Origin of the sequence: Acinetobacter sp. YH12070 (assembly GCF_013419625.1) — a bacterium.
Lineage (GTDB): Bacteria > Pseudomonadota > Gammaproteobacteria > Pseudomonadales > Moraxellaceae > Acinetobacter > Acinetobacter amyesii.
On record NZ_VOZT01000007.1, the window covers coordinates 1 to 16,094 of the forward strand.

Sequence of the window (16,094 nt, forward strand, 5' to 3'; positions counted from 1 at the left end):
TGAGGTGTGTAGTCTTCACGCTCTAGAAAGCGATTTACACTATCATGCGAGATATTATAAGTCTCGGCAAGTTGTGTGCAGCTAATAGAGTTCGGTTCTGTCATGAGAAAGCCCATATAAATGGGTAATGTACAAGTTGCTGTAGAAGCATGTTTAATTCGTCTGATCACAGATACTTTATAAAGTATTTTAATACTTTTTTGAATCCGTCAATGCGTAAGTCCTATGAATTATTTATTTCAACCTTTTGGTAAAATATATTAATATTCAATTTGAATTAAAAACTTATTTATTTTCACTACACTATCTCTCTATAGCAAAAATTACTTTTATTCTTTTTTAATCGCTTGGACAGAATATCAATATAATCTATTAAGATAATCTAAAAATGAGATATCTTCTACTTTCTATTTTTTTATTGTGAACTCTTGCTATTACCCTCTATTTTTCAATAGAATGTTAAAACATTAAATAAAATTAAAACAAATATTCAGGGGACTCCTTTATGACAAAAAAGTATTCAAAATTTTTACCATCCATCGATGACTTTAGCTTAGAAAATTTTCCTTTCTACTGGGTCACTCAGGTTCATGCTCAATACGTTTTAAACGTTGACCATGCGTTGAAAAAATATGGTGTTGATAATTCACGTCGCCGTATCCTTCTCGCACTCAAGTCTAAGCCACATGCGAGCGTTTCGGATTTATCTGAAATGGTCGTGTCTAAAATGTCGACGACAACCAAAATTGTTTATCGCTTAAAAGATGAAGGCTTAGTAGACACTTATTCTTGTGAAGATGATGCACGTATTACTCGCGTCGTGTTAACCGATAAAGGCACTGCTATGACGCAAAAGATTAACGATCTAACGAATGTCGTTCTCGAGCAATCTTTTGAAGGCTTAACACCGCTACAAATTGAAAAAACCATGGAAAGTTTAAAGCACATTTTCAAAAACTTAGCGCGCTAAGCATTCTGCATCACCGAAGTATCAATCGAAAAAGTTCAGTTGGGGACTGATTTTTTCGATTTTTATTTTGGGTGCATGCTCACATTCAAATTCGTCAACAGGAAAACCCTGTACAAAACTTTGGATATTCGGTGATTTCCAACTCAGCCATTCCTCTAATCGTGCATGCGGAATCACAATCACTGAGCGTTTTACATTACCTGGCTCATGAAAGTGTTTCATCATCTCATGCTGAATAGCATCCATCGTAATCATGGTTGCAGAACGTACAATCTCATCACCTTGCCGACAAATGTCATATAAGGCAGCGATATAAAACGCTTCTCCATCTTTGCGTTTAACACTCCAACGCTGCGGTTTATTGTCGATATACATAGACTCATAAAATTCAGACACTGGAATTACGCCAAACTTACATTTTGAGATCGCATTGATAAAAGACGGCTTTTGATACAAAGTTTCATTTCGGGCATTATAGGTTTTTAGTGCAATAGATTTGTCTTCGGCCCATTTAGGCACCATGCCAAAACCCACTTTTCGCCACTCTAGCCCTTGCTCAGACTTAAAGAGCAGTGGTAAATCATAATTTGGATAGACTTCCTCAGGATATTCAAAACTGATTTCAGGCAAGTTTTGCGACTTTAATTGCGCTAAGGTAATCGGTTTGAAATTGGCACACATATTTGCCATAATCCGCAAAAATTCAATCTTTATAATAAATGAAAAATCTAGACCGAAGTCGCTTTATCGTTTTAATTCTCAGTTTAAGTCTATATCCAACTGCAAAGCAGCAAAAGTTTCTGTACATACCGTTTCATTTCTACCTTTTAGTCTCGACGCGCTATATCTCAATGAATATCCATTTAAACAAAGCCTGATCAATGAAATCGAGATCCCTGCAGGCAAATACCGCATTCAATATAAGCATTTTCGCAATCAGCAAATGATCAGTACACATCATTGGGTCACGGTCAAAAATCATCCCAACACCCAAGAGCAGCAGTTCTCATTAGTCATCCTGCCCTATGGTGAAATGATCAATGTCTCTGACTTTAAAATTACATCTCCAGAAATGTTTCCTGAAATCCGTTTTGCAAAACATGCTCAAAATAGTTATCGCTTGATGCAAAATCAGCAAAGACAACGAGATCAATTTGGCGTGATTCTTCCTGACGCAGATGAAGCCCACACGACAGAATTAGAAGATCAATTTGGCGTGATTCTTCCTGACGCAGATGAAGCCCACACGACAGAATTAGAAGATCAATTTGACTGGTTTACAGTGAACGCAGATGAAGGCCGTGTCAGGACAGATTGTACAGGCACTTTTAAGATCAATCCTCTGGATGCGCTCCCCTATTTCACCACTGCAAATTCAGCTATTCAGTTTAATTATCAACAAGGAAAACAAAAACATAATGCATATTTAGCGTTTAGTGATAACAATTCGCTTATTCCAATCGAAGATCGAACAATTCATGAGGCAACGGATTACAAAAATGGCTTGAAGTTTGATGTGTATATTAACAATATCCAAAAAATGAAAACCGAGACTATTTCTTCTAATTATTCAATCTACAATTATAAAGTGCAGGTAAAGCTGTATATAACGACCTTGCAACGTAAGCCTATGCTGTTGATGAATCAGCAAATGTACTATCAGAATAATTGTTCAAGTCAGGATATTGGCGCTTTTCTCTATTACAAAACACGTTGGAGTCGTTTTTGGGACTATATACTTCCTGATATTTCATGGAAATAAACTAGAGAGGTCCTGCTCCTGCGCAACAGAGCCTGTTGTGAAGTCTATTGCACAAGATAAAATAGACTTCATTTTGTGTATTTTAAGCGGGGAAAGTCTGCCAATGGGTGCGGGTAAATTCCTCAAATATCCACTCACCATTAAAACGGCCAAGGCCTGAATTACGTTCACCACCAAAGGGTGCATTAGAATGATCCGCCACACTGATGCCATTGATATGCGTCATGCCTATATCGAGTTTGGCAGCAAACTCTCCGCCGCGCGCTAAGTTTGACGTACATACCGCACTCGATAAACCAAATCGGGTTGAATTCGCCAATTCTAGTGCATGTGCTTCATCTCGCGCTTTTAAAATCGGCAAGATTGGCCCAAAGCTTTCTTCCAATGCAATATCAGCGTGTGCATCCACATGGGTAAAAATATGCGGTGCAACCAATTGACCTTCAATGCCGCCTGCATAGGCTAAAATTGCATCTTGCTGAATAGCATTTTGAATAATGGTTTTTAATTTATCAACCTGCGCCTTGTTGATGATAGGCCCTATGAGGGTTTCAGTAGCATTTGGATCACCGACGACAATTGTTTTTACTCGCTGAATAAGCTTATCCACATAAGCATCATGTATAGATTCATCCACAATGACGCGGTTCGTACTCATACAGATTTGACCTTGATGCAAAAACCGCCCCATTACAGTCAATTCAACAGCTAAATCTAAATCTGCATCATCCAAAATTACCAATGGCGCATTACCACCCAACTCTAGTGCAAGCCGCTTAATTCGTGAACTTGCCAAAGCTTTCACGCCAACTTGCTTACCGACTTCTGTAGAGCCAGTAAAAGAAATCATTTTAGGTACAGAATGTTCTACAAAATAATCCCCAATTTCACTGCCGCTGCCTGCAACAACATTCAATACGCCATGCGGCAAACCTGCTTCTTCAAATAATTTGCCGAGTAATGTACCACCTGTGACTGGCGTATCACTGGCTGGTTTAAGAACAACAGAGTTTCCACAAGCAATCGCCGTCACCACAGAACGCATCGACAAATGAAATGGAAAATTCCAAGGGCTAATCACCGCAATGACACCCAAGGGTTTGCGCAAGACAAAACTCTTTCGACTCGGATCTTTACTCTCCAACTGCGTGGTTTGCATTTTTTCAGGAAAACTCAGCGATTCTTGGATAATGCCGAGCGCCGCATCAACTTCAATATTGGCTTTTAAACGTGTACTCCCAGATTCATCTATCAGCCATTGAATAATTTCTTCTCTGCGCTGCTGAATGGTTTGAGCTAATTTGTTGATAACTTGCTGACGTACTTTAATAGACTTGGTCTTTTCTGATTTAAATGCTGCTTCTGCCGCACTATAAGCACTGTCTACATCGACACTGCTGGCTGCCTGCAATTCAAAAATCTGTGCTTGGCTAAAGGGATTGATATTCTTGATGTGACGCGTTGAAGTCCCTGCTCGCCATTGCCCACCAATATATTGCAAATCTAATGCGGTATAAGCTGACATCGTTTCCATCCTATTTTTATCATTCATCCCAATGTAAAGGCTTCAGCATTGAAAAGCTATGAGAAAAACAGGATAAAACTTTATAATTAATTTCTTTTACAACCTTATACTTTAAACAGGCTGATGAATCTGCCGCATCGCTTTATAGATTCGCCAATAAATATAACAGCTAATGATGACTTCAAAACTTAGATCTTTAACTGTGGTGAGTTGCTCAAGCGCAGCCTCCTCCATGTTAACGGTCAACATGGGTAACAGCCCTTCGACAACAACAGCGATCAAGATAAAGAGGACTAAACTCTGAATCGTTACGGGCAAATACAATGCAATAAAGCGCTTTAAAAAATCTCGGCCTTGCTCGCCGCCATTGGCTTTAAATATGGCATTCACCCAGCTGATCATCAGACCAACTTGTAAAACAAACGAAGCCCAAGCTTCTGTAGGTTTGGATTCTGGGGTTAAGGTCAGTGCTAAGTAGCTAAAGAAAATCAATATTGAGCTGGCAATATAGTAGTTTTTATAATGGCTTTCTGAGACTTTATTCAGTCTTATATCATCCACCAACCGATTTACATTCCATAAATACATGGAGTTTCCTTTTCATTTTTTATGTCGACATTCTAACTTTCTCAAGCAATAAAAAAGCCTCCGAAGAGGCTTTTTTTGATTTACAGATTAGTCACCTGTATAACCTTTTAATTTTAAACGGTAAGCATGAAGAAGCGGCTCTGTATAACCAGAAGGCTGCTCGCCACCTTTGAATACTAAGTCATAAGCAGCTTTGTATGCATAACCATCAAAGCCTGGTGCCATTGGTGTGTAAAGTGGATCGTTGGCATTTTGCTCATCTACAACTTTCGCCATGCGCTTAAATACTTCTTCAACTTGCTCAGCAGTTACGATACCGTGACGTAACCAGTTCGCAACGTGTTGAGAAGAAATACGTAAAGTTGCACGGTCTTCCATCAAACCAACGTTGTTGATGTCTAGAACTTTTGAACAACCTACACCCAAATCAACCCAACGAACCACATAACCCAAGATACCTTGAAGGTTATTTTCGAGTTCTTTGGTTTTCTCTTCTTCAGACCAGTTTGTATCTGTCGCTAAAGGCGGTGTTAACAAGTCATCTAAAGATAGCGGTTGAGTATTCAACAACTCTTTTTGACGCTCAGAAACATTGCACTGATGGTAATGGATCGCGTGAATAACAGCACCAGATGGAGACGGAACCCATGCACAGCTTGCGCCAGCTTCTGGATGCTCAATCTTAGTTTTATACATATCAAGCAACATATCTGGTTTTGGCCACATGCCTTTACCGATTTGCGCTTTACCACGTAAACCTGCTTGAAGACCGATCATCACGTTACGGTTTTCATATGCAGGGAACCAGATTTGAGACTTCACTTCGCCTTTACGAACGAATGGACCTGCTTCCATGAAAGTATGGATTTCATCACCCGTACGGTCCATGAAACCTGTATTAATAAAGATCGTACGATCTTTCGCTTGCGCGATACAGTTTTTCAAGTTCACAGAAGTACGACGTTCTTCGTCCATGATACCGATTTTCAAAGTCTTCGCAGGTAGACCAAGCGCTTGTTCAGCACGCTCAAATAATTCAACTGCAAATGCAACTTCTTCTGGACCGTGCATTTTTGGCTTAACGATATACATAGAACCTTTACGAGAGTTCTTGTTTTCGTTTTCGCCTTTAATATCTGCAAACGTCAATAACGGTGTGATCAATGCATCCATGATGCCTTCGTAGATTTCAGCACCATCTACAAGGATCGCAGGGTTTGTCATCAAATGACCCACGTTACGAAGCAACATCAATGAACGACCGTGAAGCGTAGTTTCACCACCGATTAAGTTTTTGTGCGTACGATCTTTATTTAATGTACGCGTGATGATCTTACCATTTTTCTCGATTGACTCAGAAAGTGTACCTTTCATTAAGCCTAACCAGTTACGGTAGCCTTCAACTTTCTCTTCAGCATCAACTGCTGCAATTGAGTCTTCTAAGTCTTGAATTGTGGTTACTGCAGCTTCAAGAACTAAGTCTTTAACGCCCGCAGCATCAGTTGAACCAATTGGGCTCGTCGCATCAATTTCAATGATTACATGCAAACCATTGTTTAAAAGTACGATTTCAGTTGGCGCAGCTTCGTCACCATTAAAACCAACAAACTGAGCTTCTTTCGCTAAAGTTGCAGTTGAGCCATCTTTTAGGCTTACAACTAACTTTTTGCCTTCTACTGCATATTTAGTTGCATCTGCATGCGAACCATTAGCTAGCGGGAAAGTTTCATTTAAGAAGTTTTTAGCAAATTCGATAACTTTTGCGCCACGAGCTGGGTTATAACCCTTACCTTTTTCCGCGCCGCCTTCTTCAGAGATCACGTCAAAACCGTAAAGAGCATCGTAGAGTGAACCCCAACGTGCGTTCGCAGCGTTTAAGCAGTAACGTGCATTACGCACAGGTACTACCAATTGCGCACCAGCCAATAATGCGATTTCTTCGTCTACATTTTCTGTGCTGATTTGGAAATCTTCTACTTCTGGTAATAAGTAGCCAATTTCAGTAAGGAAAGCTTTGTAAGCTTCGAGTTCAAATTTGTTGTTGCGGTGCCATTCATCAATTTTAGCTTGAATGTCGTCACGCTTAGCCAATAGTGCTTTGTTCTTTGGGCTAAGATCGACAACGACTTGTTCAAAGTTTTTCCAGTAAGTTTCACTGTCTAAACCTGAACCCGGTAGTGCTTCATTTTCGATGAAATCGTAAAGTTCTTTAGCAATCGCTAACTTGCCTTTTTGAATACGTGCAGTCATTGTCTTTCCTGATATTGCTATTTTTTATAACAAGAGATTCTAGTATACCCATTTATACTTTGCTGAATAGTACTATCACATTCCTAAATAATGATCATTTTCTATGTAATGAAATACCCTCATCATTCAACATAATAAAGATCAGAAATACGACGTCATCATCAGCCTGAATACCTTTTTACAGTGTATAAAGTTTTTGAAATGTCGAAATTAGACTTAAGTGCAGAATTTTGTTCTAAAACTGAACAAATAGACCCAAGCGTCAAACAAACTCACTCGATTAAGCCATGAAATGCTGCCAATGTCGATGCTACAACTTCAACCAATCAGTTTAAATTTAACGCTTTTATCGATGAATTATTAAACAGCCATACTTCTTATTTAATGATGCTTTTATCATGAGACTTTGCTTTAACTTCTATTGTTCGTTCCACAGCTTTTCTTAATTTATACATGTTTTCTAAAACTAAAAATCAAAAAAAAAGAACGCCATCAAGACGTTCTTTTTTCATTCCAACAGAAACGCTTAATTTTCTGCCGTAGATTCTGGTGCATTGATTTGACGGTGAGAGGTATGTAGATAATCATCAGATTGCATTTCCAATAAGCGCGAACGTGTACGCTCAATTTCAAATGCCAATTTTTCACCTTGATATAATTCAATAATCGTATCTTCTGAAGTAAGCAACAACTTCACACCACGGTCATAAAACTCATCAACTAGATAGATAAAACGACGAGTCCCTTCAGACAAATAATCCGTCATGTGCGGCACATTACTCACTAAGACCGTATTATAAATATTGGCAATTTCAATAAAGTCCGCTGGACTACGTGGTTTTAGGCAAAGCTCAGAATATTCACACCACAGCACATCTTCCGTATGACCAATGGTTTCTACAATACGCTGATTAATAATAATTGGCTCTTGTGAAACCGTTTGGGTTTGCGTTAATGCTGTAAAACGCTGTGCCATCCACAACTTATGTTCATGTGTTAAAGGCGACTTAAACAACTGCGCTTGTTTCAATACACGTAAACGATAGTCTACGCCTGAGTCTACATTTAAAATCACACAGTTCTTTTTTACCATTTCGATGGTTGGGATAAAACGGTCACGGTGGATCCCGTTTTTATATAAACCATCTGGTGCGATGTTAGATGTTGCAACAAGGGTGATCCCACGCGTAAATAATTTTTGGAATAGATCACTCAAAATCATTGCATCCGTGACATTGGATACAAAGAATTCATCAAAGCAGATCACGACTGCTTCTTTATAAATTTGGTCGGCAACAAGGTCTAGTGGATTACGCTGACCTGAAAGCTTATTTAATTCACGGTGCACGTACTGCATAAAGTGATGGAAATGCATACGTGTTTTGCGTCGAAATGGCACAGAATCATAAAACTGATCCATCAGCCACGTTTTACCACGTCCTACACCGCCCCACATATACACCCCTTTCGGTGCAGTTTGACGACGGAAACGACGAAACGCTTTTTTAGAAGCCTTAAAACGTTGGATTAATTCTTGCCAAACTCGATCCAACTCATGCACCGCTTGCGCCTGTTCCTGATCTGGTAAAAACTGACCAGATGCTAAGGCTTGAGCATAACGCTCAGCCGGTGAAATCGGAGTAAATGCGGTGTTGTGTGGTGACTGAAAATCTGACATATCATTAAATACTTTTTTGGGCTAAATGAATTATAACGAAGAATAAACTCGAAGATATAACACTTTGGCAGTAAAGCGCATTGGCTATTTATTATATTGTCTCGGACTATGCCCAAACCAACGTTTAAACGCATGATTAAACGCCGCAGGTTCTGAATAGCCCAGCAATTCTGCAATCATTTCAATTGAATATTCATTATATTCAATCATACGGAGTGCTTTATCTTTAATAATATCTTCACGAATTTGCTTATAACTGGTATTTAACTGTTGCAGTTGATGACGCAAAGTTCTTTCTGGCAAGTTCAACGCTTGAGCAGTTGCTGCCATACTTGGCATCGCACCACTTTGTAATTCCAAATAATCTTGCACACGTTGAACCAATGATGGCGCATCTTCATCGGCGCTTAAACGTTCTAACTCCGCAATACATTTCGACTCATATAATCGAAAAGTAATAATATCTGCGGAAGGGATCCGAATATCTAAAACATCTTCATCGAACCAAAATGCCGCAAATGGCGCACCAAATCGAACTTGAGAGCCATAATAATCAGTAAACATTTTTAATTTTTCGGGATCTTTGGGTTCAGCAAATGGCAAATCAATTTGAACTTGTGGCGTAGATAGCCCCATCATTTTGTACAGATCACGGATGAATTTATACGTTCCTGAAATCTCTGAATGCGCCAATAATGCACCCAGTGTCGCATACACATCTTGTGGTTGATAGCATAAAGCCACTTTATGCTGACTGATTTGCAAACTCAAACGCCCAGTTAGATGCGTCAACTGTTGAAAGCGAATTCCCTGATTTAAAGCTTGGCGTAAAGTATCACTGGTGACCAATAACATCAGCAACGGACCATAACCCGCCAACGTATAATGCTGACCAATAAATAACCCTTGCTCAGGTTCTACATCTTTACCAATGACTTTCAGTACATCCCACTCCAAACTCGGATGAATCACCGAAGTAGGATCGAGTGCATCGACACGCAGCCCGATAGTTTGCAAACGTTGATCGACATCTACGCCTGCTTTACGCATTCCTTGTACAAGATACATCAGGCTTAGAATGGATCGTTTCATAAATCGTAAAATGACATTAAATTTCTTCTTTTTTACTACAAATTTGCAATTATGAACATTGCCGTTTCGATCAATTTTTCTGTCACCTCAATCATATTGTTCTGGTTATGAACTCAAGTATTCTTAGCTTGGAATTAAAAAAATGATGCAGGAAGCGCAAACAAAAACAGTGCAAACCCCAAAACCCAATTCTGAAATACATACACAAATCGCCATCATTGGCGGTGGTTTTGGTGGTATTGCTATGGCGATACGACTTTTACAACAAGGTAATCAAGATTTTCTGATCCTCGAAAAAGCCAATGATTTTGGTGGAACCTGGCGTGAAAACCGCTACCCTGGCGCTGCGTGTGATGTGCAATCACATATGTATTCGCTTTCTTTTGCACCCAAAAAAGATTGGTCAAAACGTTACGCCGAAGCGCCGGAAATATTTGACTATATCCAACACGTTACCCGTGAATATAATTTAAAACAGTTCTGCCGCTTTAACAGTGAAGTGCTTTCAAGCCACTACAATGAATCAACCTGCGACTGGCATTTAGAACTCAAAGATGGCGTCAAAATTACCGCTCAATATGTGATTTTTGCATCTGGCCCGTTACATGTCCCACTAATCCCACATATTCCAGGCATTGAAAAATTTAAGGGTAAAGTGTTCCATTCTTCGCAATGGGATCATCAATATCCATTAGCAGGTAAAAAGGTCGCATCGATTGGTACAGGCGGCAGTGCCATCCAATACATTCCAGAAATTGCACCACAAACACAGCAACTTTATGTTTTTCAACGTACCGCAGCTTGGGTCATTCCACGAGATGAACGTAGTTATCATGGTTTAGAAAAATCATTATTTAAAAAATATGATTGGTTTCGAAAAATTCACCGCGCTCGCCTGTATTGGACCAACGAATCACGTGTCGTGCCAATTGTTAAGCCGACCACCATGAAGTATGCGCAAAAACTGGCAGAACTGTATATTAAGTATCAAGTGAAAGATGCTGAACTTGCCAAGAAACTAACGCCAAACTACATCATGGGTTGTAAACGCATTTTAATTTCTAATAAATACTTTCCAACCTTTAATCGACCTAATGTGGAATTGGTCAGTGATGCAATACAAGAAATCACTGAAAATGCCATTATTACCAAAGATGGAAAATCCCGTGAAATTGACTGCTTAATCTATGGGACTGGCTTTATTACCGATCCAAGAATTTATTTAAAATCATTTGAATGTATTGGTGAAAATGCTCAAGAACTCAAACAAGTGTGGCAGGCTGGCGCAGAAAGCTTTTATGGCATTTGCACCAAAGGCTTTCCAAATCTGTTCCAATTATTAGGCCCCAATACCGTACTTGCCCATAATTCAGTGGTCTTTATGATTGAGGCACAAGTCGATTACATCTTACAAATGATGCAATTGGTTTCAAAATCTAATGTTCAAGCCATCGCTGTTAAAGATCAGGTGCAAGATCAATTTAACACTCATGTACAAGACATGCTTGATGGCACGGTATGGCAATCAGGCTGCGTGAGCTGGTATCAACAAAATGGCGGTAAAAATTTTGCACTGTGGCCAACTTATACATGGAAATATTGGCTGGCTACTCGAAAAATAAATCCAGCCGATTTTCGACTCCTCAGTAAAACAAAATCTAGTCATGCAGCTTAAGCAATAACAGGTCATAATAGGCAGGTATTCATTATCTGCCTATTTTTGTATGCAATCTTTCTGGTTGATTTTCCAGCTCTTAGCCTGTTTAGGGCTTGGTTTTATTCTTGCACGTCGCCTACCCACTTGGCTTGAAAAAATCGCCTTTATACTCCTGCCTTATTTTACTTATATTTTGTTATTTGCGATTGCGATCGAATTTTCTGAAACATTGCATACTATTCCAGCACCTCTGCAAATCCTCTCTTCATCAGTACTTATTGCACTATTGACTTCAGTGGGTGCTTTTATTTGCTGCTATATTTTATTTAAGCTTTTAGGCTATAAACCCAGTCATGGCAAAGTGTCCATGCAGTTAGTAACAAGCTCACTCATCAATATTAGCTATGCTTTTATTGCATTGGGTTTAGGTTATGCTTTTGCTGAAATGGCAGCACATTTTAGTCTTCAGCCACATATTAGTACTTGGGATCTACTTTTAGTCTTCATGTTTCTGATTGGGCTTGATCTCGCCTACTCACCGCTCGATCGTTCTTGGTTAAATTGGAAAATTCTACTTGTTCCACTCGGTTGTATCGTCGGTTCACTTTTGGGCGCTTTTGCTGCAGCCTATCTATTGCCACAAATCAGCTTGAAAGATTTGATTATGCTGTCACAAGGATATGGTTTCTATTCGATGACAGGTATCGTCGTGACAGAATTAAAAAATGCACATCTCGGCAGTATCGCGCTGATGAATGATTTATTCAGAGAAATTTTTGCGATTGTATTTATGTATATTATTGGCTGGCGTTACCCACGATCTGCAATTTCATCTGCGGGTGCAACAGCTATGGATGTCACCCTACCTATGGTCAAACAAGCCTGTGGTAATGATTTTATTCCACATGCCATGGTCAGCGGCTTTATCCTTTCTGTACTTGCACCAATATTAGTGAGTATATTGGCGGCTATCTAACCCCTCACCTAAATCCTCTCCCAAAGGGAGAGGACTTTCTCTCTCCCTTTGGGAGAGAGTTAGAGAGAGGGTAAATATTAAAGTGTCGCCAAAATATCTTTTAAAGTCTGACGCATATTGTCCGATTTGGTAATCGGACGACCAATCACCAAATGTGTAGAACCATCAAGCATGGCTTGTTTAGGTGTCACAATTCGTTTTTGATCATCAGCAGCAGAACCTGCTGGACGGATACCCGGTGTCACTAAAGCAAAGTCAGCACCCAAAGTTTCACGCAGCATTTTCGCTTCTTGAGCCGAACACACCACACCATCTAAGCCACTTTCTTTGGTTAAAGTCGCAAGACGCTTCACATGTTCAAAAGGTTCAACATCCAAACCTAAATCCACAAGATCTTCACGGCCCATCGAGGTCAAAACCGTAACAGCAATCAGCTGAGTATTGTAATTGCCTGCTTTTAGGCGCTCCACACAGGTTTCCATCATTTTACGACCACCTGATGCATGGACATTGACCATCCACACACCCATATCCGCAGCTGCACAAACTGCTTGCGCTGTGGTGTTTGGAATATCATGGAATTTAAGATCTAGAAATACTTCAAAACCTTTATCATGCAAGGCCTTAACGACACTTGGACCCTCATGGGTAAATAACTCTTTACCAACCTTAACTCGACATAATGCAGGATCTAACTGCTCTGCAATTGTAAGTGCGTCATATTGGCTTTTAGCATCTAGTGCAACGATGATACTCAAGAGACTTACCCTTCATTTTGACAAAATTAGTGCATTATAGATGTATTCAACTTGATCAGAAAGTCATAAAACTCATGTTATTTGAAATGATTAATTTGAATTGAGCTATCTCATTATTTTATTTGAGATAAGCGTATTATTTTTTCAGCCCATAAAAAAAACACTCCGATGATCCACCAGAGTGTTAAATATAAAATTTAAATCTACTCATAAAAGTAGTTAATTTACTTCAAAAACCCAATTATAACGGGTTAGAAGGACGCTCATTTGCATCAATATCTAAAACTGTCTTTTCATGACGCGTATGTGCAGCCGCTTCAGCAGCAGCCAGTTGAGCAGTTTGAATTTGCTCTTTACGTAGGCGGTCAATATCTTTACGTAGACGTTTAATTTCCCAGTTATTTTGAAATACTCGAAATACTTGCACTGCCAATAAAAGACCTAACACCAAACCTAATGACAAGGTTAATAGCAATAAAAGCCCTAAACGCATTGCAGGCACTTGTGTAAACAACAAATCGACCGAAAGTTCAGTTCCGTTTTGTAGAACCAAAGCCAATGAGTATCCAAATAGGACCAGTAGAATTACGACCAATACGTAACGCATAAACACCCCTAACAATGTTTTGAATTAGTTTGCAGATTCGTTTACCGCATCACGTAAAGCTTTACCAGGTTTAAAGTGCGGTACAGCTTTTGCTGCAACTTCAACTGATTTACCTGTTTTTGGGTTACGACCCACACGTGGTTCACGGTGATGTAATGCAAAACTACCAAAACCACGGATTTCTATTCGGTTGTCTGTAGACAAAGCTTCGATCATTTGATCGATCATTATCTTAACGGCCTCTTCCACTAAGGGTTCAGCTAAGTGTGGGTTTTTAAGAGAAATACGCTCTATTAAGTCAGACTTATTAAGTGCTTCAGTAGTCATCTGCGACCTCTTTAATTATCAAGCTACCTAGGATCAGTTTCCTGATAATAACCTGTTTAAATACAAAACGGTAGCGTAATAATCACTTACTACGCTACCGTTACAGTAATTGTGTAAAATATATTAATTAATTTACATTAACAATACAATTCAAACACTTACTTAGTGGTTCATTTGAGCTTTGATCAAATCACCAATAGTCTTAGGACCATTGTCTGAAGTTGCTGTAGCTGTCTTGTTCAAGTTAGCTACTGCTTCTTTTTCTTCAGCTTCGTCTTTCGCTTTGATAGACAAGTTGATAGAACGTGATTTGCGGTCTACGTTGATGATTTTAGCTTCAACTTCTTGACCAACTTCAAGGAACTTAGTTGCATCTTCAACGCGGTCGCGGTTGATTTCAGATGCTTTAAGAGTCGCTTCAACTTCGTCAGCTAACTTAACAGTAGCGCCTTTAGCGTCAACTGCAGTTACAGTACCTTTAACAAGCGCACCGCGTTCGTTAGCAGCCAAGAAATCGTTGAACGGATCGCTGTTCATTTGTTTGATGCCAAGGCTGATACGGTTGCCTTCAGCGTCTACTGAAAGGATAACCGCTTCAACTGTGTCACCTTTCTTGTAACGACGGATAGCTTCTTCGCCTTGTTCGTTCCAAGAAATGTCAGACAAGTGAACTAGACCATCGATACCGCCTGGTAAACCGATGAAGATACCGAAGTCAGTGATTGACTTGATAGTACCTGAAACTTTTTCACCTTTGTCGTGTTCTTTAGCAAACTCTTCCCATGGGTTAGCACGAGTTTGTTTGATACCAAGAGAAATACGACGACGCTCTTCATCAACTTCAAGAACCATAACGTCAACTTCGTCACCGATCTGAACAACTTTAGATGGGTGGATGTTTTTGTTAGTGTGGTCCATTTCTGAAACGTGTACTAAGCCTTCAACGCCTTCAGCGATTTCAGCGAAGCAACCGTAGTCAGTTAAGTTAGTTACACGAGCTTTAACGATAGAACCTTTAGGGTAACGGTTCATGATCGCTAACCATGGATCTTCGCCTAATTGTTTAAGGCCTAAAGATACGCGGTTACGTTCGCGGTCGAATTTAAGTACTTTAACAGTAACTTCTTGACCAACTTCAACAACTTCTGAAGGATGCTTGATACGTTTCCAAGCCATGTCAGTGATGTGAAGAAGACCATCAATACCGCCAAGGTCAACGAACGCGCCGTAGTCAGTAAGATTTTTGATAGTACCAGTAACTGTTTGACCTTCTTCAAGCTGAGCAAGAAGAGCTTCACGGTCAGCTGAAGATTCAGCTTCCATAACAGCACGACGAGATACAACAACGTTGTTACGTTTAGCATCTAGTTTGATTACTTTAAATTCTAACTCTTTACCTTCTAAGTGAGTAGTATCACGAATAGGACGAGTATCAACTAAAGAACCTGGAAGGAATGCACGAACTGGACCGATGTCAACAGTGAAACCGCCTTTAACCTTACCAGAGATAACACCAGTAACGATTTCGCCGTCTTCAAAGATTTTTTCAAGTTTAGTCCAAGTTTCAGCACGTTTAGCTTTTTCACGTGATAAAACTGTTTGACCCATACCGTTGTCAAGAGCTTCAACAACTACGTCAACAGTGTCGCCAACTTGAACTTCAAGTTCACGTTGTTCATTTAAGAATTCAGCGCGGTCAACAATACCTTCTGATTTAAGGCCAGTGTCAACTGTTACCCAGTCAGAGTCGATATTTACTACAACGCCTTGGATGACAGCACCCTTTTCAACGTTGAGGTTTAATTCGCTTTCTTCAAAGAGGGCTGCAAAAGATTCGGTCATGATATACCTAGTAAAGTCAGCGGTCTTGGATCAGACAAGGCCGGTTTAATTAAGCGTCTACA

At 39.7% G+C, this 16,094-nt stretch carries 14 protein-coding genes and 1 pseudogene; 4 read left to right on the forward strand and 11 right to left on the reverse strand.

Annotated elements, in window-relative coordinates:
- A pseudogene (locus FTU17_RS02895) lies at nucleotides 1–170 on the reverse strand (IS701 family transposase); the annotation flags it as partial.
- 335 nt (nucleotides 171–505) lie between these two features.
- On the opposite strand from FTU17_RS02895, the gene FTU17_RS02900 reads away from it, so the two are divergent.
- Nucleotides 506–970, forward strand: a complete 465-nt coding sequence (locus FTU17_RS02900; protein ID WP_180134643.1) for a MarR family winged helix-turn-helix transcriptional regulator — start codon at nucleotides 506–508, stop codon at nucleotides 968–970.
- A gap of 21 nt (nucleotides 971–991) precedes the next feature.
- Here FTU17_RS02900 and FTU17_RS02905 read toward each other — a convergent pair whose 3' ends face one another.
- Nucleotides 992–1,651, reverse strand: coding sequence for an SOS response-associated peptidase family protein (locus FTU17_RS02905; RefSeq protein ID WP_180040273.1), 660 nt, complete (start codon nucleotides 1,649–1,651; stop codon nucleotides 992–994).
- Between the two features lie 262 nt (nucleotides 1,652–1,913).
- Here FTU17_RS02905 and FTU17_RS02910 point away from each other — a divergent pair, with 262 nt between their 5' ends.
- A complete protein-coding gene (locus FTU17_RS02910) occupies nucleotides 1,914–2,732 on the forward strand; it encodes a hypothetical protein (protein ID WP_180134644.1) in 819 nt (272 codons plus the stop codon).
- A gap of 82 nt (nucleotides 2,733–2,814) precedes the next feature.
- On the opposite strand, the gene FTU17_RS02915 is transcribed toward FTU17_RS02910, so the two are convergent.
- The 5 genes from FTU17_RS02915 to FTU17_RS02935 all read right to left on the reverse strand — a co-directional run bounded on the left by FTU17_RS02915 (nucleotide 2,815) and on the right by FTU17_RS02935 (nucleotide 9,865).
- Nucleotides 2,815–4,257 (reverse strand): aldehyde dehydrogenase family protein, encoded by a 1,443-nt coding sequence (locus FTU17_RS02915; protein ID WP_180134645.1) that lies wholly within the window; start codon nucleotides 4,255–4,257, stop codon nucleotides 2,815–2,817.
- A 111-nt stretch (nucleotides 4,258–4,368) separates the two neighbouring features.
- A complete protein-coding gene (locus FTU17_RS02920; protein WP_180134646.1) occupies nucleotides 4,369–4,845 on the reverse strand; it encodes a hypothetical protein in 477 nt (158 codons plus the stop codon).
- An 87-nt stretch (nucleotides 4,846–4,932) separates the two neighbouring features.
- Nucleotides 4,933–7,095 (reverse strand): malate synthase G, encoded by a 2,163-nt coding sequence (locus FTU17_RS02925; RefSeq protein ID WP_180134647.1) that lies wholly within the window; start codon nucleotides 7,093–7,095, stop codon nucleotides 4,933–4,935.
- Between the two features lie 526 nt (nucleotides 7,096–7,621).
- A complete protein-coding gene (zapE, locus tag FTU17_RS02930; protein ID WP_111885050.1) occupies nucleotides 7,622–8,773 on the reverse strand; it encodes a cell division protein ZapE in 1,152 nt (383 codons plus the stop codon).
- Between the two features lie 84 nt (nucleotides 8,774–8,857).
- Entirely contained in the window at nucleotides 8,858–9,865 is a 1,008-nt protein-coding gene (locus tag FTU17_RS02935) for an AraC family transcriptional regulator (protein ID WP_180007330.1), read from the reverse strand.
- A gap of 145 nt (nucleotides 9,866–10,010) precedes the next feature.
- Between FTU17_RS02935 and FTU17_RS02940 the strand changes: the two genes are divergently transcribed.
- Nucleotides 10,011–11,540 (forward strand): NAD(P)/FAD-dependent oxidoreductase, encoded by a 1,530-nt coding sequence (locus tag FTU17_RS02940; RefSeq protein ID WP_180134680.1) that lies wholly within the window; start codon nucleotides 10,011–10,013, stop codon nucleotides 11,538–11,540.
- Nucleotides 11,541–11,589: 49 nt separating this feature from the next.
- Nucleotides 11,590–12,498, forward strand: coding sequence for a lysine exporter LysO family protein (locus tag FTU17_RS02945; RefSeq protein WP_180134648.1), 909 nt, complete (start codon nucleotides 11,590–11,592; stop codon nucleotides 12,496–12,498).
- Nucleotides 12,499–12,575: 77 nt separating this feature from the next.
- Here FTU17_RS02945 and pyrF read toward each other — a convergent pair whose 3' ends face one another.
- The 4 genes from pyrF to rpsA form a co-directional block, all read right to left on the reverse strand.
- Nucleotides 12,576–13,256 carry an orotidine-5'-phosphate decarboxylase gene (gene pyrF / locus FTU17_RS02950; protein WP_180134649.1) on the reverse strand — a complete coding sequence of 227 codons (681 nt, stop codon included), beginning with the start codon at nucleotides 13,254–13,256 and terminating at the stop codon, nucleotides 12,576–12,578.
- Between the two features lie 241 nt (nucleotides 13,257–13,497).
- On the reverse strand, nucleotides 13,498–13,863 hold the full coding sequence (locus tag FTU17_RS02955; protein ID WP_078188931.1) for a lipopolysaccharide assembly protein LapA domain-containing protein: 366 nt from the start codon (nucleotides 13,861–13,863) through the stop codon (nucleotides 13,498–13,500).
- Between the two features lie 24 nt (nucleotides 13,864–13,887).
- Entirely contained in the window at nucleotides 13,888–14,190 is a 303-nt protein-coding gene (locus tag FTU17_RS02960) for an integration host factor subunit beta (protein ID WP_067767464.1), read from the reverse strand.
- 162 nt (nucleotides 14,191–14,352) lie between these two features.
- Nucleotides 14,353–16,032: a 30S ribosomal protein S1 gene (gene rpsA / locus FTU17_RS02965; protein ID WP_078188933.1), complete on the reverse strand. Its 1,680-nt coding sequence runs from the start codon at nucleotides 16,030–16,032 to the stop codon at nucleotides 14,353–14,355.
- Nucleotides 16,033–16,094 lie beyond the last annotated feature (62 nt).